At 68.3% G+C, this 22184-nt stretch carries 22 protein-coding genes; 7 read left to right on the top strand and 15 right to left on the bottom strand.

Going from position 1 to position 22184, the window contains the following annotated elements; translation table 11 throughout:
• Positions 1-56: 56 nt before the first annotated feature.
• Both Q0P60_RS07870 and Q0P60_RS07865 read right to left on the bottom strand, forming a co-directional pair.
• Positions 57-1229 (bottom strand): low temperature requirement protein A, encoded by a 1173-nt coding sequence (locus Q0P60_RS07870; protein ID WP_294990694.1) that lies wholly within the window; start codon positions 1227-1229, stop codon positions 57-59.
• Between the two features lie 9 nt (positions 1230-1238).
• On the bottom strand, positions 1239-1505 hold the full coding sequence (locus tag Q0P60_RS07865; RefSeq protein ID WP_294990691.1) for a hypothetical protein: 267 nt from the start codon (positions 1503-1505) through the stop codon (positions 1239-1241).
• A gap of 203 nt (positions 1506-1708) precedes the next feature.
• On the opposite strand from Q0P60_RS07865, the gene Q0P60_RS07860 reads away from it, so the two are divergent.
• The 3 genes from Q0P60_RS07860 to Q0P60_RS07850 all read left to right on the top strand — a co-directional run bounded on the left by Q0P60_RS07860 (position 1709) and on the right by Q0P60_RS07850 (position 5569).
• Positions 1709-2233, top strand: a complete 525-nt coding sequence (locus Q0P60_RS07860) for an RNA polymerase sigma factor (protein ID WP_294990688.1) — start codon at positions 1709-1711, stop codon at positions 2231-2233.
• A complete protein-coding gene (locus Q0P60_RS07855) occupies positions 2230-3081 on the top strand; it encodes a FecR domain-containing protein (protein WP_294990685.1) in 852 nt (283 codons plus the stop codon). The genes Q0P60_RS07860 and Q0P60_RS07855 overlap by 4 nt, the downstream gene beginning before the upstream one ends.
• Positions 3082-3151: 70 nt before the next feature.
• On the top strand, positions 3152-5569 hold the full coding sequence (locus tag Q0P60_RS07850) for a TonB-dependent receptor (protein ID WP_294990682.1): 2418 nt from the start codon (positions 3152-3154) through the stop codon (positions 5567-5569).
• 54 nt (positions 5570-5623) lie between these two features.
• On the opposite strand, the gene Q0P60_RS07845 is transcribed toward Q0P60_RS07850, so the two are convergent.
• Positions 5624-7234: an amidohydrolase gene (locus Q0P60_RS07845; protein WP_294990679.1), complete on the bottom strand. Its 1611-nt coding sequence runs from the start codon at positions 7232-7234 to the stop codon at positions 5624-5626.
• Between the two features lie 332 nt (positions 7235-7566).
• On the opposite strand from Q0P60_RS07845, the gene blaL1 reads away from it, so the two are divergent.
• A complete protein-coding gene (gene blaL1 / locus Q0P60_RS07840; protein WP_294990676.1) occupies positions 7567-8445 on the top strand; it encodes a L1 family subclass B3 metallo-beta-lactamase in 879 nt (292 codons plus the stop codon).
• A 130-nt stretch (positions 8446-8575) separates the two neighbouring features.
• On the opposite strand, the gene Q0P60_RS07835 is transcribed toward blaL1, so the two are convergent.
• The 3 genes from Q0P60_RS07835 to Q0P60_RS07825 form a co-directional block, all read right to left on the bottom strand.
• Positions 8576-9115, bottom strand: coding sequence for a DUF411 domain-containing protein (locus tag Q0P60_RS07835; RefSeq protein ID WP_294990672.1), 540 nt, complete (start codon positions 9113-9115; stop codon positions 8576-8578).
• A gap of 115 nt (positions 9116-9230) precedes the next feature.
• Positions 9231-9566 carry a hypothetical protein gene (locus Q0P60_RS07830; protein ID WP_294990669.1) on the bottom strand — a complete coding sequence of 112 codons (336 nt, stop codon included), beginning with the start codon at positions 9564-9566 and terminating at the stop codon, positions 9231-9233.
• Between the two features lie 123 nt (positions 9567-9689).
• Complete coding sequence (locus Q0P60_RS07825) at positions 9690-11969, bottom strand: FdhF/YdeP family oxidoreductase (RefSeq protein WP_294990666.1); 2280 nt, start codon at positions 11967-11969, stop codon at positions 9690-9692.
• A gap of 256 nt (positions 11970-12225) precedes the next feature.
• Between Q0P60_RS07825 and fdhD the strand changes: the two genes are divergently transcribed.
• Positions 12226-13065, top strand: a complete 840-nt coding sequence (gene fdhD, locus Q0P60_RS07820) for a formate dehydrogenase accessory sulfurtransferase FdhD (RefSeq protein ID WP_294990663.1) — start codon at positions 12226-12228, stop codon at positions 13063-13065.
• Between the two features lie 71 nt (positions 13066-13136).
• Here the strand turns inward: fdhD and Q0P60_RS07815 are convergent, their stop codons facing one another.
• Positions 13137-13673: a peroxidase-related enzyme gene (locus tag Q0P60_RS07815; RefSeq protein ID WP_294990660.1), complete on the bottom strand. Its 537-nt coding sequence runs from the start codon at positions 13671-13673 to the stop codon at positions 13137-13139.
• A 106-nt stretch (positions 13674-13779) separates the two neighbouring features.
• Between Q0P60_RS07815 and Q0P60_RS07810 the strand changes: the two genes are divergently transcribed.
• Positions 13780-14670, top strand: a complete 891-nt coding sequence (locus Q0P60_RS07810; RefSeq protein ID WP_294990656.1) for an AraC family transcriptional regulator — start codon at positions 13780-13782, stop codon at positions 14668-14670.
• Between the two features lie 114 nt (positions 14671-14784).
• Here the strand turns inward: Q0P60_RS07810 and Q0P60_RS07805 are convergent, their stop codons facing one another.
• The 8 genes from Q0P60_RS07805 to Q0P60_RS07770 form a co-directional block, all read right to left on the bottom strand.
• Entirely contained in the window at positions 14785-15348 is a 564-nt protein-coding gene (locus tag Q0P60_RS07805; protein WP_294990653.1) for a TetR/AcrR family transcriptional regulator, read from the bottom strand.
• A gap of 4 nt (positions 15349-15352) precedes the next feature.
• Complete coding sequence (locus Q0P60_RS07800; RefSeq protein ID WP_294990650.1) at positions 15353-16885, bottom strand: MFS transporter; 1533 nt, start codon at positions 16883-16885, stop codon at positions 15353-15355.
• A 184-nt stretch (positions 16886-17069) separates the two neighbouring features.
• Positions 17070-17816: a hypothetical protein gene (locus tag Q0P60_RS07795; RefSeq protein WP_294990647.1), complete on the bottom strand. Its 747-nt coding sequence runs from the start codon at positions 17814-17816 to the stop codon at positions 17070-17072.
• Positions 17816-18436 (bottom strand): DUF3299 domain-containing protein, encoded by a 621-nt coding sequence (locus Q0P60_RS07790; protein WP_294990644.1) that lies wholly within the window; start codon positions 18434-18436, stop codon positions 17816-17818. The genes Q0P60_RS07795 and Q0P60_RS07790 overlap by 1 nt, the downstream gene beginning before the upstream one ends.
• Positions 18426-18992 (bottom strand): DUF3299 domain-containing protein, encoded by a 567-nt coding sequence (locus tag Q0P60_RS07785; protein WP_294990641.1) that lies wholly within the window; start codon positions 18990-18992, stop codon positions 18426-18428. The genes Q0P60_RS07790 and Q0P60_RS07785 overlap by 11 nt, the downstream gene beginning before the upstream one ends.
• 2 nt (positions 18993-18994) lie before the next feature.
• Positions 18995-20248: an ABC transporter permease gene (locus Q0P60_RS07780; protein WP_294990638.1), complete on the bottom strand. Its 1254-nt coding sequence runs from the start codon at positions 20246-20248 to the stop codon at positions 18995-18997.
• The gene (locus tag Q0P60_RS07775; RefSeq protein ID WP_294990635.1) at positions 20241-20936 is read right to left on the bottom strand and encodes an ATP-binding cassette domain-containing protein; all 696 of its coding nucleotides are present in this window, start codon (positions 20934-20936) and stop codon (positions 20241-20243) included. The genes Q0P60_RS07780 and Q0P60_RS07775 overlap by 8 nt, the downstream gene beginning before the upstream one ends.
• Positions 20933-21466 (bottom strand): DUF2796 domain-containing protein, encoded by a 534-nt coding sequence (locus Q0P60_RS07770; RefSeq protein WP_294990632.1) that lies wholly within the window; start codon positions 21464-21466, stop codon positions 20933-20935. The genes Q0P60_RS07775 and Q0P60_RS07770 overlap by 4 nt, the downstream gene beginning before the upstream one ends.
• Before the next feature lie 31 nt (positions 21467-21497).
• Here Q0P60_RS07770 and Q0P60_RS07765 point away from each other — a divergent pair, with 31 nt between their 5' ends.
• Positions 21498-21971: a MerC domain-containing protein gene (locus Q0P60_RS07765; RefSeq protein WP_294990629.1), complete on the top strand. Its 474-nt coding sequence runs from the start codon at positions 21498-21500 to the stop codon at positions 21969-21971.
• The last annotated feature ends 213 nt before the right edge of the window (positions 21972-22184 follow it).

Here is a 22184-nt window from a genome sequence, read left to right as displayed (position 1 = left end):
CTGCCAACGCTACTCCCATTGCCCGCCTGCGCAAGCAGTACCGATCGCCATGCAGATCAGACGCGCTGCAGGCGCCGCTTCAGCCGCGTATCCGCCAGGCCCACACCCAGCAGCACCGCGCTGGTCAGCCATCCCGCCGCCAGCAGATGCATGCGCGGCAGCAGCAGGCCCAGCAGCAGCAGCGCGACTGCGCCCAGCAGGTGTGATCGCGGTGCATGGCCATAGACCACCCGCTTGTACAGTGCACTGCCCAGCAGGTAGATCAGCGGGCCGGCCACCAGCACGCTGGCGTACACCGGCGTGACCGCTGCAGCCGGGTGGTCCATCACCAGATCGTTGCCAACCGCGGTGGCGATGATGCCGGCGATCAGCAGCGCGTGCACATAGTGGAAGTTCGCGCCCATCCGGCCGGGGTCCTCGGCATGGGTGATGGCCTCGGTGGCATCGCGGCTGGAAATGCCGAAATAGAGCCACCACATCGCGATCGTGCCGGCGAAGGTCGCCAGCACCGCCGACACCACCGCGCCGCTCCACTGCCCGACCTCGCTCAGTACGCCACCGGTGGCCAGCAGCGTCTCGCCCAATGCGACGATGACGAACAGCTGGCAGCGTTCGGCCAGATGCCCGCCTTCAATGGTCCAGTCACGGGTGTGCGAGCGGCCCATGCCGGGGAATGCGAAGCCAAACATCGGCGAGATGTACTCGCAGGCCACCGCCAGCGCCCACAGCGCCAGGCGCAGCTGGCCTTCGGCCGCCGCGCCGGCCAGCCAGAAGCAGGCCGAGACACTGACCCAGGCCAGCATGCGCCGGAAGTTGGACGCCAGTGGATGGTCGCGACCCACTTCGATCAGGACGAACGCGGTGCGCCCGACCTGCATCGCGGCATAGGCCCCGGCGAACACCCAGGCGCGATCGGCAAACGCTTCGGGAATGGACGAGGACATCAGCAGCGCCAGCAGCATGGTGGCGAACAGCAGGCCGCGGATGCGCGGCGCCTGCGGATCGAACCAGTTGCTGACCCAGCAGGCATACTGCCAACCCAGCCATACGGCGAACCACAGCACCAGGGTCTGCAGCACGCCGGCCAGGTCCAGATGGTGCAGCAGGTGGTGGCTGAGCTGGGTGACCGCGAAGACATAGACCAGGTCGAAGAACAGTTCTTCGTAGGTCACCCGCGCATGGTGGCCATCGCGGTGACGCAGTGCCGGCTGGCGCAGTCGCGTACTCATGGCACCCCTTCAGCGCGCCAGGCGCCAGTACAGGACGCCGGCCAGCAACACCGGCACCGCGAACACCAGCAGCAGGATCGGCAGCTCCTCGCGTACCGCGTAGCCGGCCTTGCTGACGCCTACCCACATGTTGGCCACGGCCAGCAGCAGCCATGTGGCGATGAACGCGACCAGCGCCGTGGGCAGCTGCGAGCTGCCCACGCTCCAGAGATGGCCGAACAGCAGGAACACCCCCAGCAGCAGGATGCCCGCAGTGATCACCAGAAGCACATGCATGTATCGATCTCCTTGGGCCTGCAGGCAGGCTAGCCCGGGCCGATTCTGCGCTCCAGCCGATGATCGTGGTTTCACCTTCCAGCTGCCGCGAACAATCGGCAGGATCCGCCGCGCATAGCAAACGCGAACGGTTCCCATTAGTATTACGTCATCGCGCAGGGATCTGTTCCCGGCGCCCCTCCTCCGCCCTCGTGCCTGTCCGGATGTCCCAGCGCCCCCAACCCGACCCGCCCGCGTTGCCGCTGGTGTCCTCGCTGGTACGTCACTACGAGGAACTGGTGGACTACCTGCGCCGTCGCTTCCGCTCGCCCGGGCTGGCGCGCGAGGTGGTGCACGACGTCTGCGTGCGCCTGCTGGAGCGGCCGGCCGTGCCCGACGCGCGGCAACCGATCGCACTGCTGCGCCGCATCGCCCACGATGCGGCCGTCGATCGCTGCCGTGCCGAGGATCTGCGCCGGCACTGGGCGGAGCCGCGCGCCGAGCTGCCCGAGGCGCCCTGCCCCTGCCCCGGTCCGGAGCAGCAGGCCCAGGGGCAGCAGGCGCTGCAGCGGTTGAGCGCCACCATCGAGCGGATGCCCTGTCGTCGCCAGCAGGTTTTCATCCTGCACAAGATCCATGAGCTACCGCAGGCAGAGGTCGCGCGGCGGATGGGCATCGGCCTGAAGGCCGTGGAACGCCACCTGCGCCTGGCCCTGGCCGACTGCCGCCAACAGGCGCCGCGGCCATGAAGCGCACGCCCGGGGCGCCTGCGCGCTCGCCACCCGCACAGGCGCCGTCCACCGACGAGGTGCTCGACCAGCATCGCGACGCCCTGAAGGAACGCTTTCCATTGCCGGACCCGCAGGCGCTCCAGCGTCGTCGCGGCGGCCGCACCGCCAGGGTTGTGCTGCCGGCACTGGCGCTGGTGATCAGCGCCGTGCTGCTGGTCGATCCGGCCTGGCAGGTGCAGGACCACCGCACCGCCGTGGGCGAGCGGCGCGAACTGGACCTGGCCGACGGCAGCCGCCTGTTGCTCGACGCCGGTACCCATCTCCAGGTCCGCCGCCATCTGCGCTCCCGGCAGGTCCTGCTCATGCAGGGTCGTGCGCGTTTCGAGGTGCGGCATTCCGCCTGGCGGCGCTTCGAGGTGGACGCCGGGCCGGTGCACGTCCGCAACTACGGCACCGTGTTCGATGTGGACCGCCAGGGCGATCTGAGCGAAGTGACACTCTGGCGCGGCGGCGTCGGCGTACGGGTGGACGGAGGCGCCGCCGAGCAGCGCCTCGCGCCCGGCCAACGCCTGCTGGCCCAGCCAGGCTCGATCTCCCCAGCCGAGGCGATCGGCCTCGATCAGGCCGATTGGACCCAGGGCCGGCTGCAGTTCGATCGCCTGCCGCTGGTCGAAGTGCTGCGGATCCTGCAGCGCTACCACGACCGCCCGATCGTGCTGGACGATCCGGAACTGGGCTCGCTGCAGGTCTCGGGTGTGTTCGATGCGGATCGCGCCGAAACCGCGGTGATGCTGTTGCCGGACATCCTGCCGGTACGGGTGCAGGCCGCTGCTGACGGCAGCCTGCACCTGCGCGCACGCCATTGATCGCCGCAGCGAGGGTGGGTTGCGCGCCGTTCCATCCGGCAGGTGCTGGAACCCCTTTGAAGGACCCCGCATGACCCGCCCCGTTTCGCCCGCCGCCCTGCGCCGGCTGGTGCCTTCCCTGCTCGCCGCCTGTCTTTGCGCCGCACTGCCCCCCCTGGCCCAGGCCGCAGCGCCTGCTGCGGTCGAGCTGCACCTGCCCGCGGGCCCGCTGCAGGCGTCGCTCAACACCCTGGCCCGGCAGAGCGGCATCCAGCTGCTGTTCGCGGCCGACAGCGTAGGCGGTCGCAGCGCGCCGGCGCTGGATGGCCGCTATACCGCCCGCGAGGCCCTGCAACGCCTGTTGGCCGGGCATGGCCTGGACTGGCAGGAGCGTTCGCCGGGTGTCTTCGTGGTCAGCGCTGCCGCTGCGCCAGCAAAGGCCAAGGCTCCGGCCGCGACGGCTGCATCGGCCGCCCCGACCTCGCTGGCCCGGGTCACGGTGTCGGCCTCGACCGCGCGCATGCCGCAGGGCGAGACCGCCATGCCCAACACCATCACGGTACTGACCCGCGAGGACATCGCCCAGCAGCTGGCACTGGGCTCGGATGTCTCGCGCGTGTTGTCGTCGCAGATTCCGGCATTCGCACCGGCGCGCGAAAAGATGTCCAACTACGGCGAAAGCATGCGTGGCCGCGGCATCCTGTACATGGTCGACGGCGTGCCGCAGTCGACGCCGTTGCGCGATGGCTCGCGTGACTCGCACACCATCGATCCGGCGATGATCGAGCGCATCGAGGTCATCCATGGTGCCAATGCGCTGCAGGGCATCGGTGGTACCGGTGGCATCGTCAACATCATCACCCGCAGCGCCCCCAGTGAACCCGGCGCCTTCCTGCTCGATACCAACCTCAGCTACAGCTCCGCACTGCCCGGCCGCCGAGATGACGACGGCCAGCGCGGATCGGCGCTGGTCGGTATGCGTGGCGAGCAGTTCGACCTGGTGGCAGGCCTGGCCTACGAGAAGCAGGGCCTGTTCCATGACGGCTGGGGCCGCTCGATCGGCACCAATGCGCAGGGCGAGCTGATGGATTCGACCTCGTCGAACGTGTTCGCCAAGCTGGGCTGGAACATTGCCGAGGGCCACCGCCTGCAGCTGATGGCCAACCGCTACGAGCTGCGCGGGCTGGACAACTACCTGGCGGTCAACGGTGACTACCGCAGTGGTCGCCCGACCATTTCGGTGCCCGGCGACACGCCATTGGATCCGCCGATGAACCGCTCGCGCTCGTTGACGGTGGACTACAGCGCGGCCGACCTGCTGGGCGGACGCTTCCAGGCACAGGCCTTCGCGGTCGACTTCGAAGGTCGCTACGGCGCAAGCCAATGGGACCCGTGGGGCAACACCGGTGCCAATGCCGCGTGGGACCAGACCCAGAACGAATCGGACAAGCGCGGCTTCAAGCTGACCCAGAGCTGGGCCCGCATCGGCGATTCCACGCTCGACGTGACCCTGGGCCTGGACGGACTGCGCGACCGCACCCACCAGGTGCTGCTGGCCAGCGGCATGAACTGGGTGCCGCAAACCACCTACCAGAGCCTCTCGCCGCTGCTGCAGCTGCACTGGTGGCCTAGCGACCACCTGATGCTGTCCGGCGGGCTGCGCTACGAGAAGGGCGAACTGGAGGTAGGCGACTACACCACCCTGCCCCGCTATGGCGCGCGCAAGGTGGCCGGCGGCAAGCCGACCATGAGCGAGACCCTGCCCAACTTCGGCGCGGTCTGGTACATCAATGATCGCCTCAACGCGTACGCCTCGTACTCGGAGGGCTACACCGTCGCCGACGTCGGCCGGGTACTGCGCGCGATCAACCGTGACGGCCAGCGCGTGGACAGCCTGGTGGACCTGTCACCGGTGGTGTCGGACAACCGCGAGATCGGCCTGGAGTACGACGATGGCCGCTTCAGCGGCGACATCGCCTACTACACGTCCGAATCGAAGCTCGGCTCGGTGCTGGTCTACGACCCCGGCATCGATGCCTATGCCGTGCAGCGCCAGGCCACCCGCGTCGAGGGTTTTGAAAGCAATCTGCGCCTGCGGCTGGGCGACAGCCGCCTCGGCCTGGGCTACGCCCGTGCCAACGGCCGTTACGACGCCGACCTCGACGGCCGCCTCGACAGCGACCTGGCCGGCGTCAACATCGCCCCCAACCGCCTGACTGCGTTCTGGGAACAGAGCTGGACGGCGCAGCTCAGCACCCGCCTGCAGGCCAGCCGTGCCTTCAATCGCGACTTCGACCTGCATGGCGCGCGGGTGGCGGAATTCCACGGCTACACCACGGTGGACCTGGTCGCCCGCTATGCGCTGGACAAGCACAGCTTCACGCTGGGCGTGCAGAACCTCACCAATGCGCAGTACATCAGCTACTACTCGCAGACCACGCCGTCGAATCCCAGCTACTTCTCCGGCCGAGGCCGGGTGCTGACCCTGGGCTGGCAGTACCGCTACTGATGGCACAGCGCGCCCGGGACAGTTTCGTCCCGGGCGCATGCTGCAGGCTGCCGATCAGGCAGAGTAGCGTTGCTCTCCCTGCAGCCAGGTTTCCATCACCTTCAGCTCGATGATGCGGGCCGGGTCGATCGCCAGCGGGTCGCGATCGAGGATGACCATGTCGGCGTACTTGCCGCGCTCCAGGCTCCCGACGATGTCATCCGACCGGCACTGCCATGCCGCATCGATGGTCACCGCACGCAGTGCCTGCTCGACGCTGATGCACTCTTTCGGATTCAGCACCTGGCCACCATCGCGCATGCGCCGGTTCACGGCGTTGTCGATATAGCGCAGGGGCTCGATGGTGGTGACATTGAAGTCCGAGTGCAGCGAGATGCGCAACCCACGCTCGAGCGCCGACTGGCATGGATCGTAGAAATCGGCACGCTGTGGCCCCAGGATGTTGTCACGGAATGCCTTCCCCCAGTAGTACACGTGCCCGATCAGGAACGAGGGCGAAACTCCCGATTTGACCATAAGGTCCATCTGGTCGCCGTGCAGCACGCTGCAGTGCTCGATGCGGTGGCGATGATCGGCACGCGGCGTCTTCTCCAGCACCTTCTTGTAGACCGCCAGGGTGGTATCGATGGCTGCATCACCGTTGGCATGGATGCCCACCTGCCAGCCCAGGTCATGCGCACGCTGTACACCGGCAGTCAGTTGCGCCTCGGTGTAGTTCAGGGAACCCCGCTTGTCCGAGCCCAGGTAGTTCTCGCGCTGGTAACCGGTCTGTGCCTGGTTGGAGCCATCGGACCAGAACTTGATGCCGGTCAGGCGGAAACGATCATCGCCATCTCCCGGCTTGATGCCCAGCCTGATCCAGTCGTCCATCAGGTCCGAGGTGAGGAAACCCGAGTAGCGCACCGGCGGATTGTTCGCCATCACGCGCTTGAGCACCTCCAGGTCACCGACACCCCCGGTGCCGATGCCGGCATCGTGAAGGCTGGTGCAACCGGCCTTGGTCGCATCGGAGAACAGCTGGTGGATCAGCTCGGTGTAGCGTTCCTCACTGGGAATCGGCATGACGGTCAGGAACGGCTTCATCGCCGGAGACTCCTGCATGCGCCCGGTCAACGTCCCATCTTCGCGATCGTAGCGCCCCTGCTCGGGATCGGGCGTTGCGTCAGTCACCCCGGCCTTGGCGAACCCTTTGCTGTTGCTGTAGGCGACGTGGCCATTGGACTCAAGCACGAACACCGGATTGTCCGGAGCGACCACATCCAGCGCTTTCATGGTGATCGGCACACCCGGCATCAACGACGGATCGATGCCCTGTGCCACAACCCAATCACCCGGCTTCATCGAGCGTGCCGCAGCACCGATCTTCGACAGTGCATCAGCCAGCGTCGCGGTACTGAACGGGGTGACGTCCAGCCAATCGGACAGCATCGCCATCGCCGAGTGCATATGCGGGTCGATGAAACCCGGCAGCAGCGACCGGCCACGCAGATCGATGATTTCGGTGCGACGCCCACGGTGCAGCATGACCGCCTCGCGGCTGCCGGTCGCCAGTACCCGCCCCTGCCGTACGGCAATGGCCTGCACCTTGCCCTGCGGGCCCAGCGTGTGGATCGGTCCACCATGGAAGATCCGATCTGCCGGCCCGTCCAGCGCGGGTGTCGGCATTGCGGCGTTCGCCTTCAACGGCACGGCCGCACCGGCCAACGCAACCACACCCAACCCCGCCAAGCCAGCGAGAAACTCCCGGCGCGCCTGCAGAAATGCTGCGGCTCCCGGGTTGCACACAATGCACATGCGCCTGCTCCTTCCTTGAGGTCCGCGCAGGCTAGCCCACGCCATGCGAACACCTTGCGAACTGCAGCGCCCTCTCGCCGCGCCTGGCCGCGTCAATATTCCGGCACCCGCAATCCAGGCTCATGGCTGGCATGAGGAATCGTCGAAACGGCATCCGGAACCTGCGTGCTAGCCTCGTTTCACCTTCCCGAGACCCCTTTCACATGCGCCTGCACCTGCTCTTCTTCACGCTTGCGATGGCCCTCCCGATCACCCACGCCACCGCTGCCACCGGGTCGGCGCCGCTGCCGCAGCTGCGTGCCTACACCGTGGACAGCTCGTGGCTGCAACCGATGCCACCGCTGCAGATCGCCGATCACACCTGGCAGATCGGCACCGCGAACCTGACCGCGCTGCTGGTGCAGACCGCCGAGGGTGCGGTGCTGCTGGATGGCGGCATGCCGCAGATGGCCAACCACCTGCTGGACAACATGAAGGCGCGCGGCGTGGCCCCGCAGGATCTGCGGCTGATCCTGCTCAGCCATGCGCATGCCGACCACGCCGGGCCGGTGGCCGAACTCAAGCGCCGCACTGCCGCGCACGTGGTGACCAACGCCGAATCGGCGGTCCTGCTGGCGCGCGGCGGCAGCGATGACCTGCACTTCGGTGATGACATCACCTACCCGCCGGCCAGCGCCGACCGCATCATCATGGATGGCGAAGTGGTCACGCTGGGCGGCATCGCGTTCACCGCGCACTTCATGCCGGGCCACACCCCGGGCAGCACCGCCTGGACCTGGACCGATACCCGCAATGGCAAGCCGGTCCGCATCGCCTACGCCGACAGCCTGAGTGCACCGGGCTACACGCTGCAGGGCAACGTGCGCTATCCGCAGCTGATCCAGGATTACAGGCGTACATTCGCCACCGTGCGCGGCCTGCCCTGCGATCTGCTGCTGACCCCGCATCCGGGCGCCAGCCACTGGGACTATGCAGCAGGCGACAACGCGGGCGCCAAGGCACTGAGCTGCAAGGCCTATGCGGATGAAGCCGAGAAGGTGTTCGACGCGCAGCTGGCCAGGGAAACCACGGGCACCCGCTGACGCCACCGCACATTGTGTAGAGCCGAGCCGATGCTCGGCTGCGCGCCACCAACAAGCCGAGCATGGGCTCGGCTCCACCTGGGACGCGCAAACGGGTGCCGGTCAGAATGACCGGCACCGCCGTCACCGATCAGCCGCCCTGGCCATGCTCGGCGAAGGGCGCGCTACTGCCATCGTTGCGCACCAGCTCTACGGTGTAGGGCTGCACATAGCCATCCGGCATCTCCATGCCCGGCGAACCCGCCGGCATGCCCGGCAACACCAGGCCGCGCGCCGCCGGGCGCTCGGCCAGCAGGCGCTTGATGTCCTCGGCGGGGATGTGACCCTCGACCACATAACCGCCGATCTCGGCGGTATGGCAGGACGCCTTGCCCACCGGCACCCCCAGCCTGACCTTGATCGGGTTCATGTCATCGGTATCGCGAACATCCACCTGGAAGCCTTCGGCCTTCAGATGATCGACCCAGATGCCGCAACACCCGCAACTGGCGGTCTTGTGCACGATGGCGATGGGCAATGCCGGGTCCACGAAGGCGGGGCGGCTTTTGTCCGGGGCCGCCGCGGCTTCGGCCGCGAGCGATGCGGCCGGTGCTTCGTCGGCAGCGCGGGCGCAGGCGGCCGTGGCCAGCACGGTCCCCAGCAGCAGGCCCAGCGAGAGAGAATGGTTCATGGCGTTGATTCCTTTGCAGATGCGGGCAACACAACCCGCCGCCTGCGCGCGGCGCACGCAGGCAGGTTCGTGATCGGGACGAGCAGCTTCGGCAGGCGCTGGAGGCCTGCAGGAATCACCCGATGGGGGGCCGCAGCGGGTCGTTCAACGGCGGCGGCGCACGTTGCCGGGCATGGCCGGCAGGAGGCACTTCGCGCCAGGGTGACAGCAGCGTTGCGGCCCGGGTGACCGCCAGGCCGAGGCACGCCGGCGGGCATTCGCACTCCCCGGTTTCGCAGCCCGCCGATGTCGAGTCATCGCAGCATCCCGGCAAGGCAGAGGAATGCAGGGCGCTGCAATGATCCGGACCGGACGCGAAGGCGTACGGCGATGAGGCGCGCGCCAGCGCCGGTGCGTTCAGCACCAGGGCAACAAGCAGCATCCATCGCAGCAGCAGGCCAGGCAGGTTCACGCGTGGATGATAGCTGATGCACGCACCGACCCATCACAGGTGTGCCGCTGTCCCTGTAGCGCCGAGCCGATACTCGGCTGCTGCACATCGCGACCCGCCCCCAAGCCGAGCATCGGCTCGGCTCTACAGGGGGGTGCTGCGCTGCATCCGCACCGGGATCGACTTGGCCGCGGGCGTGCCGCTGATCCGATCGTAGTAATCGAGCGGCAGCAGTGGGTTCAGTTCCGGGTAGTAGCCGGCCAGCGCGCCGCGCGGCATCGGGTAGTCCAGCACGGTCAGGCCATCGATGCGACGGTTCACACCATCCCCGCTGATCGTCTCCAGGCTGACCAGCGCTTCCTTCTCCAGCCCGCGCGCCAGCCGGTCCTCGATGTTCATGAACAGCACCATGCGGTCGTTGTACACGCCCCGGTAGCGATCGTTGTAGCTGTAGATGGTGGTGTTGTACTGGTCGTGCGAGCGCACCGTGGCCAGCCGCAGCATGTCCGGATCATGCACCGGGTCGTCCACGTCCAGGCCCGGCATCACCAGGATGTTGGCCTTGCCGTTCGGTGTCGGCCAGACCCGGCGGCGCGGCGGAATATCCAGGTGGAAGCCATGCGGCTGCTGGATACGGTCATTGAAGCCGGCATAGATCTCCGGGTACACCGCCGCGATCAGGTCGCGGATCAACGCGTAGTCGTGGATGCAGCGCGCCCAGTCGACCCGGCTGTGCGGCAGCGCGGCCATTGCCATGCGGCAGACGATCTCCACCTCGGGCAATGCCTCCGCGCTGACCGGCTCGAGCACCCCGCGCGACGCCGTCACGTTCGACATCGCATCCTCGATGGTCACGAACTGCTCGCCGGCCGCCGTGACGATCCGCTCCGAACGCGCGACCACCGGCAGGATCAGGGCGTCGCGTCCGTGCACCAGATGCCCGCGGTTGAGTTTGGTCGCAATGCCCACGGTCAAGTCCAGCCCGCGCATGGCCTCGTAGGCGCGCGGCGTGTCCGGCACGGCATGGATGAAGTTGCCGCCCAGGCCGATGAACACCCTGGCAGTCCCGGCCAGCATCGCCTCGATGGACTCGACCACGTGGTGGCCGTGTTCACGCGGCGGATTGAAGCCGAATACCTGCTGCACGCGGTCCAGGTACGCGGGCTTGGGCTTCTCGTCGATGCCGACGGTCCGGTCACCCTGTACGTTGGAGTGGCCACGGATCGGCCCGATGCCCGCGCCGGGCTTGCCGAAGTTGCCGCGCAGCAGCAGCAGGTTGGCCACCTGCTGCAGCAACGTCGAACCATACTGATGCTGGGTCAGGCCCATGCCATAGCAGATCACGGTGGCGTTGGAGCGGATGTAGATCTCGGCACAGCGGCGGATCTGCGCCTGCGTGATGCCGGAGACCTGCACGATGTCCTCCCACGCCTGCGCCATCACATCCTCGCGCAGCGCCTCCAGACCCTCGGTGTGTTCAGCCAGGAAGTCATGGTCGAGCACGCGCTCGCCCTGCGCTTCGCGTTCGAACATCACCTTCATCATGCCCTTGATCAGCGCCAGATCACCGCCGATGCGGATGTGCACGAACTCACTGGTGATCTCGGTCGAGCCGAACGTGGCCATCTGCACCACGTCCTGCGGCTCGGCGAAGCGGATCAGCGCGCGCTCGGGCATCGGATTGACCGCCACGATCGGAATGCCACGCTTGCGCGCTTCCACCAGGTTGCTCATCATCCGCGGCGAGTTGGTGCCGGTGTTCTGGCCGATCACGAAGATCGCCTCGGCATGTTCGAAATCCTGCAGGACGATGGTGCCCTTGCCTACCCCGATGGCCGGCGGCAGGCCACGGCTGGTCGGCTCGTGGCACATGTTCGAGCAGTCCGGGAAATTGTTGGTGCCGAACTCGCGCACGAAGATCGAGTACAGGAACGCGGCCTCGTTGGGCGTGCGCCCGGAGGTGTAGAACTCGGCCTGGTGCGGGCTGTCCAGTGCCTGCAGGTGATGGCCGATCAGCGCGAACGCGTCATCCCAGCTGCAGGGCACGTAGTGATCGCTGGCCGCGTCGTAGCGCATCGGCTCGGTCAACCGCCCCTGCATCTCCAGCCAGTAGTCGGTCTGCGCCATCAGCTCGGTGACGGTGTGCTGTGCGAACAGCTCACGACCGGCCCGGAACCGGGTGGCCTCCCAGGCCAGCGCCTTGGCGCCGTTCTCGCAGAACTCCAGCTTCTTGCGCTCGTCGGCATCGGGAAACGCACAGCTCGGGCACTTGAAACCGCCAGGCTGGTTCATCGCCAGCAGGGCCTTGGAGCCCTTGCCGATCACGCTCTGCTGCAGCAGCACCTTGGCGGTGGCGCCGGCAGCACCCCAGCCACCGGCTGGCTGGTTGTAGGGCTTGTATCGTGGCGGCTTCTGCTCGGACATGTTCGGGTACCTGGCGGGAGGAGCGCAGCAAGCAACGGCAGCAGGGAACGACGGCATGCAGGCCGGCTGCCCGCTGGGCAGCGCGCCAGCCCCACAGTCAAGCACGGCCCTCGCCACTTCGCCAGAGGGCACCTGCCGTTTTCAGTGCAGCCTGGCATGGCAACGGTTACACCCACGTCAGCACACTGCCACTGCGCTATCCTCGAAAACGCAGGTGGTCGGCCATCTGCACATCTCCCTTGCCCGGACGCGCTGCATGCCTGATTCGCTACCGCCGCCTACCCCGCCTGCCGGCACCGCGCAGCGCCCGCTGCAGCGCTGGCGCGCCGAGGGGCCGCAGCAGCAGATCGATGTGGTGGCCGAGGAAGTGCCGGTGGCGCTGCGCTACAACGGCGCCGCCTTCGCGGTGATGATGGCCACGCCCTGCGACCTGGAAGACTTCGCGCTGGGGTTCTCGCTCAGCGAAGGGCTGATCAACGCCCCCTCGCAGCTGCTGTCCATCGACGTAGTGCCGCAGCTGGAGGGCATCGAGCTGCAGATGGCGGTCAGCGCAGACGCCCCTGGCGCCGACCTGGATCCGGCCAACGGTCGCCTGCTGCCCGGTCGCGGTGGCTGTGGCCTGTGCGGCACACGGCAGCTGGAGGACGTGCTGCGGCCTCTGCCGCAGATCCGCGAGCGTCGCAGCTATCCGCATTCCGCATTGCAGCGCGCGCTCGCCGCGCTGGCACAGCATCAGCCGATGAACGCGGTGAGCGGATCGACCCACGCTGCGGCCTGGGCCGATGCCAGCGGGTGCATCGGCTGGGTGCGCGAGGACGTGGGCCGCCATAACGCGCTGGACAAGCTGATCGGTGCCCTGCACCACAACGAGCATGCGATCGACGGTGGCCTGCTGGTGATTTCCAGCCGGGCAAGCTACGAGATGGTCAGCAAGGCGGTGCGCGCTGGCGCCAGCGTGCTGGCGGCCGTGTCGGCACCGACCGCACTTGCGATCGACCTCGCCCGCAGCGCCGGGCTGTGCCTGGTCGGGTTCGCCAGGGACAGCGGCTTCAATGTGTATACCCATCCCGAGCGTTTGCGCGCGGACGATCGGTAGCGCCATCCCGGCCCGTCGTCTCCACGCCAACCAGCCCGGGCAGCGGATTGCCACCCGGGCCATACCCCGCCTCAGCGCAACGCCACCCTGGGGAAGTCCACCGGCACGTCGAAGGCCACGTTGACGTAGTTGGTGAACAGGTTGAGCGCCACATGGGCGAGGATCTCGACGACCTGCTCGTCATCGAAGCCGGCCTCACGCAGCGCCTGGACGTCGTCGGCGGCGATCTGTGCGCGCTGCTCAACCACCTTCAGCGCGAAATCCAATGCGGCCGCGGTGGCCGGATCGCTGGACTGGCCAATCTGCGCAGCAGCCATCTGCTCGCTGCTGGCGCCGGCCTTGCGGCCCAGCGCCGTATGCGCAGCCAGGCAGTATTCGCAGGCGTTGCGATTGGCGATGGCCACCGCAATCTGTTCGCCCAGCAGCGGAGACAGGCGGCCAGCGCCCAGCGCGCCAAATGAACGCCACATGCTCTGCAGCGCAGCCGGGGAATTGGCCACGGCGCGGAACATCGCCGGAGTGGCACCAAAGGCGGCGTGGACCTGGCCCAGCAGGGCCTGGCGGTCGGCGGTGGTGGCGGAGGCATCGATCAGGGGGACACGGGACATGGTGGATCTCCTTGGGAAAGCGCCCAGGATTGGACGACCCGGCCATCCTAGGTAGACTCGCTGGACGCCTTGCACCTTATAAGCCGGTCATATTGTCCATTCGTCCATGAATGCCGCCCCTGCCCCCGCAGACACGTTCGCCCCCGATCGCCTGTCCTCGCTGCTGGAACGCTTCCGCGTCCAGGCCGCGCTGTTCCACAGCGGCCCGCTCTGTGGGCGCCATGTGTTCGCCCCCCGCCCCGGACGTGCGTTCCTGCACATCCTGCGCCAGGGGGCGATGGAGGTCCGGCATCCCGACGGCAATGCCGTCGTACCGCGAATGAAGATCGACACGCCCAGCCTGCTGCTGTACCCGCAGCCGTTGCACCACGTGTTCCACAACGCGCCGCTGGATGGCCCGGACTTCACCTGCGCGACGCTGGACTTCGATGGTGGTGCGCGCAATCCGATCGTGCAGTCACTGCCGCCTGTAATGGTGGTGCCGCTGGCGGCGATCGCCGAACTGGATGACACCCTGCACCTGCTGTTCGCCGAAGCCGACCGTCAGCGTTGCGGCTCCCGCTTGCTGACCAATCGCCTGTTCGAGGTGGCCCTGATCCAGATCCTGCGCTGGGTGGTGGATCATCCGGACGCTGCCGGTGTCAGCCACGGGCTGATGCGCGGGCTGTCCGACGCGCGCCTGGCGCGCACGCTGGTGGCGATGCACCAGGCTCCGCAGCAGGCGTGGGCACTGCCCCGCATGGCAGCGACCGCTGGCATGTCACGCAGCGCCTTCGCGGCAGTGTTCAAGGAGGTGATGCAGGCCACCCCGGCAAGCTACCTGCTGGACTGGCGGCTGAGCCTGGCGTGTGCACAGCTGCGTGCAGGCGTGGCCGTCAAGCAGGTCGCGATCGAGGTCGGTTTTGCCGATACCGCGTCATTGTCGAAGGCATTCCGCAAGCGCCTGGGCGCTTCGCCACGGGCATGGCTGGCCGATCCCGCGCAGCAGCCCGGGTAGGGTCGGCGTTTGCTCGAGGTCCGTGTGAGGCCCGGGATCATTGAGGCAGCCGGCCAGCGGCCGGCTCTACCGGCGTCTAGAGGCAGCGGGCCAGCGGTTGGCCCTGCGGTGGGGTCAGCCGGCAGGGCCCTTTCCCGTCGTGCTGGCAAGCAGGCCCGCGATCCGCTCCGCGACCCGGGCGCGCACGCCTTCATCCAGCTGCCCTTCGTACATCGCTTCGTAGATCCACAGCCCATCGGCGGCCAGTCGCGCCACGAAATTGTCGAGCGCGGCCGGATCATCCTGACCCACCGAAGGCGGCAGCGGCGCCCAGCGCCGCATCGCTGGTCCCCAGGGACGCTCACCGGCATCCGGGTCGGCCGATTCCAGCATGAACATCAATTCGGCACGGGTGGCGCTCTGCGCCGACACACGCACGAAGGTCTGGTAGCGCTCCAGCGAGGTCGCCTCGTCGGCGCGCTTGCCCAGCAGCGCTTCCATCGACGTTTCCCAACTCTGCACCAGGTGCTCGTCGATGCCGCGCAGCAGCGCTTCGCGCGACGGGAAGTGGTACAGCAGGCCGCCACGGGTCAGCTCGGCCTCCGCTGCCACCGACTCGAAGGTCACCGCGCGCACGCCGTCACGATTGATCACGTTGACGGCGGCGTCGAGGATGCGTTCGCGCTTGCTGGTTCTCATCCGGTCATTTTACGCGATCGGCCGCACCTTCGCGGCTGCCGACACGGCCGCGCAGCAGGCGCGCGATGATGCCCGCGCCTGCGGCCAGCACCACGGTGATCACCAGCAGCACGATCTGGTAGCCGCGGTCATAGGCCGCCGTGGCCAGCGCGAACCATTCGGCCTGGCCGCTTTCGCGCGCCACATGCAGCGCCTGGGTGAAACCTTCGCGGGCCACTGCCGGCATGTCCGCCGAGGCCGGCAGGAACGCAGCGTACATCGCCGCACTCAGGCTACCCAGCATCGCCACCGCGAGCAGGCCACCGAACTCGTAGGACACCTCCTCCACCGACGAGGCCATGCCCGCGCGGTGTGCCGGTACATTGTTGAGGATTGCGGTGGACGCCACCGAGATCGCCGACCCCATGCCGAAGCCGGTGATCGCCATGCCAGCCACCACCCAGCCCAGGCCGTGCGGGAAGCCGAACGCGACCACGCCTACACCGACCGCGCCGGCGGCCAGGCCGCCGCAGATCAGCGGACGCAGGCCGACCCGGTGCAGGATGCTGCCCCCGAGCAGCGCACTGGGCAGGCTGCCCAGCGCGGCCACCGAAACCAGCAGGCCGGCCTGCAACGGGCTGAAGCCGGCCACCAGCTGGAAGCGCTGGGTCGTGACCAGCTGCAGGCCGGCCATTGCGAACAGGGTGAACACCGCCGACAGCGTGCCGGCCAGGAAGGCCGGATTGCGGAAGATCGCGAAATCCAGCAGCGGGTACGGCAGCTGCTGCTGGCGGCGTGCGAACGCCACGCCGCTGACCACGGCCAGCAGCAGTGCACCCGCGCCCAGCGCATACGACGGCGGCGTGGCGATCAGCGACTTGATCGCCAGTACCAGCCCGGACAACGCCGCCAGCGCCAGCAGCGAGGACACCAGGTCCCACGGCCGCGCGGTATCGCGCTGGCCTTCCGGCGCCAGCAGCAGGGTGGCTGCGAAGGCGATCACCACCACCGGCACGTTGATGAGGAAGACCGAACCCCACCAGAAGTGCTGCAGCAGCCAGCCGCCGATGATCGGGCCAAGTGCTGCGCCCACGATCGCCACCGAGCCCCAGATCGCGATGGCGATGTTGCGCTCGCGCGCTTCATGGAAGCTCAGCCCGATCAGCGCCAGGGTGGCCGGCATCATCGCTGCTGCACCGACCGCGAGGAAGGCACGCGCGGCGATCAACTGCGCGGCGCTGCCCGCGAACGCCGCCGCCAGCGAAGCCACCCCGAACACCACCAGGCCGATCAGGAACATGCGGCGGTGGCCGATGCGGTCACCCAGCGTACCGGCGCCCAGCAGCAGGCCAGCCATCACCAGCGGGTAGGCGTTGATGATCCACAGCGCCTGCCCGGCACTGGCCGACAGCTCCTCGGTCAGCGTGGGCAGTGCGGTGTAGAGCACGGAGTTGTCGAGCGTGACCAGCAGCAGGCCCGCGGCAACGGTGAACAACAGCGCCCAGCGACGGGCACGCGACAGGGCCGGAGCACCGGCCAAGGGCTGTGAGAGAGCCATTGGGAGAACCTGGTGGGGATGGAGTACGGCCATAACTATACAGGATATCCTGTATAGTTATGGCCTTCGAGCGCCACCGGTTCAGCATCTGTAGAGGCGCGCTTGCGCGACTGAACCGCCCGCCAGCCAGCCAGGCATGGCCTGGCTTTACCGGGTCGGGCGACGCGTGGCACCGGGACCGCCGCTATCGGCAGTCGTCCGGCAACGCGGCCATCGCCGCCACCACGGCCGCCTGCATGCCCTGCCCCACGGCCATGTCCAGTTCGCCGCCGGTCCCGCCGTGCTGACGCCGCAGTTCGTCTTCGCACAGCCCGCGCACCCGGGCCCGTGCATTGGCACGCAGACCGCTGCAACGCCAGTCGGTACCCCCCAGTGGCAGCACCGAATACACCACGCTGTTGCAGGCGTTGCCCGCCCGCTGCTGCAGCGACAGGCCAGCGAAGTCGCGCGGCTCACTGCTGCGCTGCGGATCGAAATAGCTGTCGGGAAACGTGCGTGCGTACTGTTCGATGTCCACCTGCATGTTGCGGCCTGCCCCCAACGGCATCTGCAGCGGCTGGCCACACCGCAGGCCATCGGCACGATGCTGGATGTACTGGTAGATCGGCCGGTCGAGCGCTGGATCCTGCCGGGTCACTTCGCTGACCGCCGCCAGCACCGGCAGCGCGGCGCGGTTGGCCATGCGCGCCAGCAGCCCCGCCTGCGCCGGTTGGCAGCGATCACGCAGCGTGGCCGCCAGCAGGAACAGCACGTCGTTGCGAAAGGCCGGCGCTTCGACAAGACGCTGCTCGATGCGCTGGCGGGCGTCCGCCGCGGGCGCCGGGAACGGGATCGCTGGCGGCTCGGAGACAGCAGCGCGGCGCTGCCAGCACAGGGCCGTCACCAGGCCGGCGACCAGCACCGCCACAACGATGATCCGGCGCGCGCGCATCAGTTGCGGATCGCCGTCAGCGTCGCCGCCGCCGCGTCATACGAGGCGCTGGCAATATCCGCATCGAAGCGCTTCACCTGCAGCCGGCCCGCCAGCCGGTACGGGTCCCACAGGTCACCCAGTGCGATCGGCGTGGCCAGGCTCACGTGGATGATCTGGTTCGGCGGCGGTGGCGGCACATGGATGCAGGCCCCGTAGAACGGCACGAACAGCAGTTCATCGACCAGCCCTGCATCATTGGTGCCCAGCGGCACCACGTAGCCATCCAGATCCACTGCGCGGCCATCGGCAGCATCGACCACCTGCGAAGAACCGAACTGCCGCGCCCGGTCCGGACTGGAGTGATCGATCTCCTGCCCCGGCGGCGTACCCGAGCCGGTGTCGTCGATCAACCCACCCACGCCCTGCATGCCGTTGCGGGCCAGACCAATCTGCGGCGGTGGCCGCTGGTAGCTCTCGTCGTCGGGCCGCAGCGCGTCCCAGCGGTCGATCGGGGTGCCGCTGGCCGCCGGCTGCGTCACCGCCTCGTCGGCAGCCTGGGGTGCCGCGGTGTGCCCGGGCTGCGTGCAACCGGCCAGGCACAGGCAGGCCAGCAGTGCGGCGATGGCGTCACGGTTCATACGGCCTCAGTTGCGCATCGCGCATGGTGTAGGCGGAGCCGGCCAGTTCATCGTCCAGACGCTCCGCTCCGAGGATGCCGGTCAGGAAGAACGGCGAGTACATGTCCGGCATCTCGATCGGGCGTGACAACCGCACATGCACGATCTGGTTGGGCGGCGGCGGGGGCACGTGGATGCAGGCACCGTAGTAGGGCACGAACAGGAACTCGGACAGCCGCCCATCCTGCGCATTGGCCAGCGGTACCACGTAACCCGGCAGGCGCACCGGCCGCTGCAGCACCGAATCAACGGTGCGGAAGGTGCCGAACTGCGGCATGCGACGATTGCCGTTGTGCTCTACTTCGGGACCCTCGCCCCGCTCCAGCGCGGCCAGCTCGTCCTTCGGCATCATCTGCAGCCAGTCCAGTTCCTGCTGTTCGGCAGCGCCCGTTGCGCTGGCATCGCCCACCCCCCGATCGATCACCGGCGTCGCCGGCAGCGCCCGCACGCCGGTGTCGACCGGCCTTTCGCAGGCGGCCAGGGCCAGCAGCAACGGTAGGCACAGCAACCCGCGCATGCTCAGCCTCCCGCAGACAGGCCATCGGCCAGCGTGCGCCGGTAGGCCAGCACCGCAGGCACCAGCCCGGCCACTGCACTGATCGCCAGCACGCCCGCCACCCACGCCAGTTCACGGCCATCCGGCCAGACGTGGATGATCGACAGGCCGAAGTTGGCCAGCGCCCAGGCACGCCCGCCCAGACTGCAGAGCACCAGCACCGACAACGCCAGCCCGCAGGCCAACGCGCTGGTCGCCACCGCTTCCACCACCAGCAGGACGCCGATGTAGCCCGGGCGCGCGCCGATGGCACGCAGTACCGCCATCTCGCGCCGCCGCTCCTGCAAAGTCGAAACCAGCAGCGCCACCAGCGAGACCATGCCCAGCAGCACCACCATCGCACTGATCAGCCGCAATGCGCGCTCGGCGGTACCCAGCGACTGCCATAGCTGCTGCAGGGTCACCCCCGGCAGGATCGCCAGCATGGCCTCGTCCGGGTACTCATTGATCGCGCGCTGCACCGAGAAGGTGGCGATGCGCGAGTTCAGGCCCAGCATGAAGGCCGTGATGCTGGTCGGGGTCAGGTCCAGCTGCCGCGCCTGCTCGGCACTCACGTGCTGGCTGCGCAGCTGCATCCCGGAGCGCCAGTCCACATGGATCGCCTCGATCGCCGCCAGCGACACCAGCAGCGACGAATCCACCGGCGTGCCGGTGCGCTGCAGGATACCGACCACCCGGAACGGTTTGTCGGCATGCGTTGCCAGGGTGACCGCGCCGGTGCCATGCGCGAGCACGATCCCGCTGCCCAGGCCGACCTTCTGCGCATGCGCGACCTCCGCCCCGATCACCACGTCATACAGGTCGTCGAAGCGCTGCCCCTGTGCGAACGCGAGCGAATGGCCCGCGCCGTAGCGGTAATGATCGAAGTAGCCGCCTTCGGTCCCGATCACGCGGTAGCCGCGCCACGAATCCCCCAGAGACAGCGGCACCGCCCACTTCACCTGCGGCAGCGACGACAACGCCTGGTAGGACGGCCAGGACACGTTGTTGGTCGGGTCGCCGATATGGAACACCGAGTACAGCAGCAGATTCACCGGTCCCGAACGTGCGCCGACGATCAGGTCAGTGCCCGAGACCGTACTGGCGAAGCCCTCGTGCGCCTGTGTGCGCACGCGCTCGACGCCCAGCAGCAGGACCACGCTGAGGGTGATGACCAGGACCGTCAGGCCCACGCTCAACGCGCGGCTGCGCAGGCTGGCCCAGGCAAGCTCAAGCATCGGCGCCTCCCGCCTGGTTGATCTCCGACAACGCAATGGTGCGGTTGAACAACGGTTGCAGGCTGTCGTCGTGGCTGACCACCACCACCGTGGTCCCGGCTGACTGGCACTGCGCGGACATCAGCTGCAGGAACGCGCTGGCCGCATCACGATCCAGGGCGGAGGTCGGCTCGTCCGCCAGCAGCACTGCCGGGCGGCCGATCAGCGCGCGCGCAGCGGCGACGCGCTGCTGCTGGCCGACACTCAAGGTGCCAGCGCGTCGCGGCATCAGGCCGGGATCCAGCTGCAAGGCACGCAGCAGGCGCGCGATCTCGGCGTCCAGCGGGCCACTGATGCGCTCACTGCGCCGACGCGAGAAGCGCAGGCCCAGCGCCACGTTATCGCGCACGCTGAGGAACGGCAGCAGGTTGAACTGCTGGAAGATCACGCCCAGATGGTCGGCGCGGAAGCGATCGCGTGCCGGCCCGGGCATCCCCTGCAGCGCATGCCCTGCCACCTCCACGCGGCCGCTGCCAGGCAGCAGCACCCCGGCGAGCAGGCCCAGCAGCGTGCTCTTGCCGCCACCACTGACGCCACGCAGCAGCACGCTGCTACCCTGCTCAACCAGCAAGCGCGGGATATCCAGCACGCGTCGTGGGCCATAACCGAAGCGCACCTCATCCAGCCGGATCACCGCCGTGCCGCTCACTGCGCCAGGACCACGCGCAGGTTGGCGGCGTTCAGCACGCTACGCCCCTGCCCGCTGCCGGTCGCGCTGTTGACGATGACCTCATGCAGGCCCGGGAACAGCGTCGGCAGGCGCATCACCAGGGCGCGCAGCGCCGCCGGGTTGGCGCAACGGTACTCGAGGCTCGCGCTGAATCCAGCATGGCGATGCTGCCCGGCCGCAGGCGCGCTGGCCGCCGCATCAAAGCCGTCGGCGCTGGCCTCGCTGCGGACCAGGCGGCAATGGGCCGCCGTGGGCAGGGTGATCCAGCTGCCGCTCTTCAACAGCGCAGTAGCGCGGGCCACTGACGCCCGCTCGGCGGCAGTGGCCGGCGGTCGCTCGAAATCGAGGATGCCGATGCCCGGGGCCTGCAGGGAAAACTGCAGGGCCCCCTGGTCAAGCGCAAGATCGACCGTGGCCTGACCGTGCACGTGCGCACCCAGCTGGCGGATTTCGTGGGCCTGCGCGGCGTTGGCAGCCAGCAGCAGGAAAAGCGCAGCAAGACGTTTCATGGGGATGCTCCAATTGTTACTATGTAACATTATGGACCACATCCCCACGACGCCCGCAAGGGCCCTGGCCCAGCCGCCAGCTTCGGCACGCTGGCATCCCCGCTTCGATCTTGCCGGTGCCTGGCTGTCGCTGGCCTGCGCGGCCCATTGCATCGCCCTGCCCCTGCTGCTGGCCTTCGTGCCTGCGGCAATGATGGCGCTGCGCTCGTTCCAGCACCCGGGCCATGGCCTGATGACCGTGTTGCTGGCGATGTCACGCTGGGAATGGCTGTTCGCCCTGCTGGCATCCATGCTGGCCCTGGCCAGCACCACGCTGGGCGTACGCCGGCATCACCAGCGGTGGCCGCAGCAGCTCGCCGCCGTCGGCGCCATCCTGCTGCTGGCCGCGTCGCTGTACCCCTCGTTGAAGGAATCGCTGCTGTGGCATGGCGTGGCGACCGCCTGTGGCGGCGTGCTGCTGGCCTGCGCGCACATCGGCAACCGCAGCGCCCTGCGCCGCCGGTAGCACCTGCCCATGCCGGCCAGCGGCCGGCGCTACCTGGATGGGTCGAACACAGCAGCGACGGCCTGCAGGCACCGCATCCGGTAGTGCCGGCCGCTGGCCGGCAATCCGGCGTGCCGGACCGCCTGCCCGTACCGGTCTGCGGCCGGTATTACCGGGCCGGGTCGAACACAGCAGCGACGGCCTGCAGGCACCGCATCCGGTAGTGCCGGCCGC

The organism is uncultured Stenotrophomonas sp. (assembly GCF_945952405.1).
Classification (GTDB): Bacteria; Pseudomonadota; Gammaproteobacteria; order Xanthomonadales; family Xanthomonadaceae; genus Stenotrophomonas.
Note: the sequence above shows the minus strand (reverse complement) of the source record. Positions and strands in the feature narration are given on the sequence as shown.

Excerpts from the sequence above, each read along its gene's own strand:
- Q0P60_RS07795 (WP_294990647.1), bottom strand. The coding sequence starts at position 17,816 with ATGCGCGCGCGCCGGATCATCGTTGTGGCGGTGCTGGTCGCCGGCCTG.
- Q0P60_RS07815 (WP_294990660.1), bottom strand. The coding sequence starts at position 13,673 with ATGTCCCGTGTCCCCCTGATCGATGCCTCCGCCACCACCGCCGACCGC.
- Q0P60_RS07800 (WP_294990650.1), bottom strand. The coding sequence starts at position 16,885 with ATGGCTCTCTCACAGCCCTTGGCCGGTGCTCCGGCCCTGTCGCGTGCC.
- Q0P60_RS07770 (WP_294990632.1), bottom strand. The coding sequence starts at position 21,466 with ATGAAACGTCTTGCTGCGCTTTTCCTGCTGCTGGCTGCCAACGCCGCG.
- Q0P60_RS07825 (WP_294990666.1), bottom strand. The coding sequence starts at position 11,969 with ATGTCCGAGCAGAAGCCGCCACGATACAAGCCCTACAACCAGCCAGCC.
- fdhD (WP_294990663.1), top strand. The coding sequence starts at position 12,226 with ATGCCTGATTCGCTACCGCCGCCTACCCCGCCTGCCGGCACCGCGCAG.
- Q0P60_RS07845 (WP_294990679.1), bottom strand. The coding sequence starts at position 7,234 with ATGCCGACACCCGCGCTGGACGGGCCGGCAGATCGGATCTTCCATGGT.
- Q0P60_RS07855 (WP_294990685.1), top strand. The coding sequence starts at position 2,230 with ATGAAGCGCACGCCCGGGGCGCCTGCGCGCTCGCCACCCGCACAGGCG.
- Q0P60_RS07810 (WP_294990656.1), top strand. The coding sequence starts at position 13,780 with ATGAATGCCGCCCCTGCCCCCGCAGACACGTTCGCCCCCGATCGCCTG.
- Q0P60_RS07780 (WP_294990638.1), bottom strand. The coding sequence starts at position 20,248 with ATGCTTGAGCTTGCCTGGGCCAGCCTGCGCAGCCGCGCGTTGAGCGTG.
- Q0P60_RS07835 (WP_294990672.1), bottom strand. The coding sequence starts at position 9,115 with ATGAACCATTCTCTCTCGCTGGGCCTGCTGCTGGGGACCGTGCTGGCC.
- Q0P60_RS07860 (WP_294990688.1), top strand. The coding sequence starts at position 1,709 with ATGTCCCAGCGCCCCCAACCCGACCCGCCCGCGTTGCCGCTGGTGTCC.
- Q0P60_RS07790 (WP_294990644.1), bottom strand. The coding sequence starts at position 18,436 with ATGAACCGTGACGCCATCGCCGCACTGCTGGCCTGCCTGTGCCTGGCC.
- Q0P60_RS07865 (WP_294990691.1), bottom strand. The coding sequence starts at position 1,505 with ATGCATGTGCTTCTGGTGATCACTGCGGGCATCCTGCTGCTGGGGGTG.
- Q0P60_RS07765 (WP_294990629.1), top strand. The coding sequence starts at position 21,498 with ATGGACCACATCCCCACGACGCCCGCAAGGGCCCTGGCCCAGCCGCCA.
- blaL1 (WP_294990676.1), top strand. The coding sequence starts at position 7,567 with ATGCGCCTGCACCTGCTCTTCTTCACGCTTGCGATGGCCCTCCCGATC.
- Q0P60_RS07870 (WP_294990694.1), bottom strand. The coding sequence starts at position 1,229 with ATGAGTACGCGACTGCGCCAGCCGGCACTGCGTCACCGCGATGGCCAC.
- Q0P60_RS07785 (WP_294990641.1), bottom strand. The coding sequence starts at position 18,992 with ATGCGCGGGTTGCTGTGCCTACCGTTGCTGCTGGCCCTGGCCGCCTGC.
- Q0P60_RS07805 (WP_294990653.1), bottom strand. The coding sequence starts at position 15,348 with ATGAGAACCAGCAAGCGCGAACGCATCCTCGACGCCGCCGTCAACGTG.
- Q0P60_RS07850 (WP_294990682.1), top strand. The coding sequence starts at position 3,152 with ATGACCCGCCCCGTTTCGCCCGCCGCCCTGCGCCGGCTGGTGCCTTCC.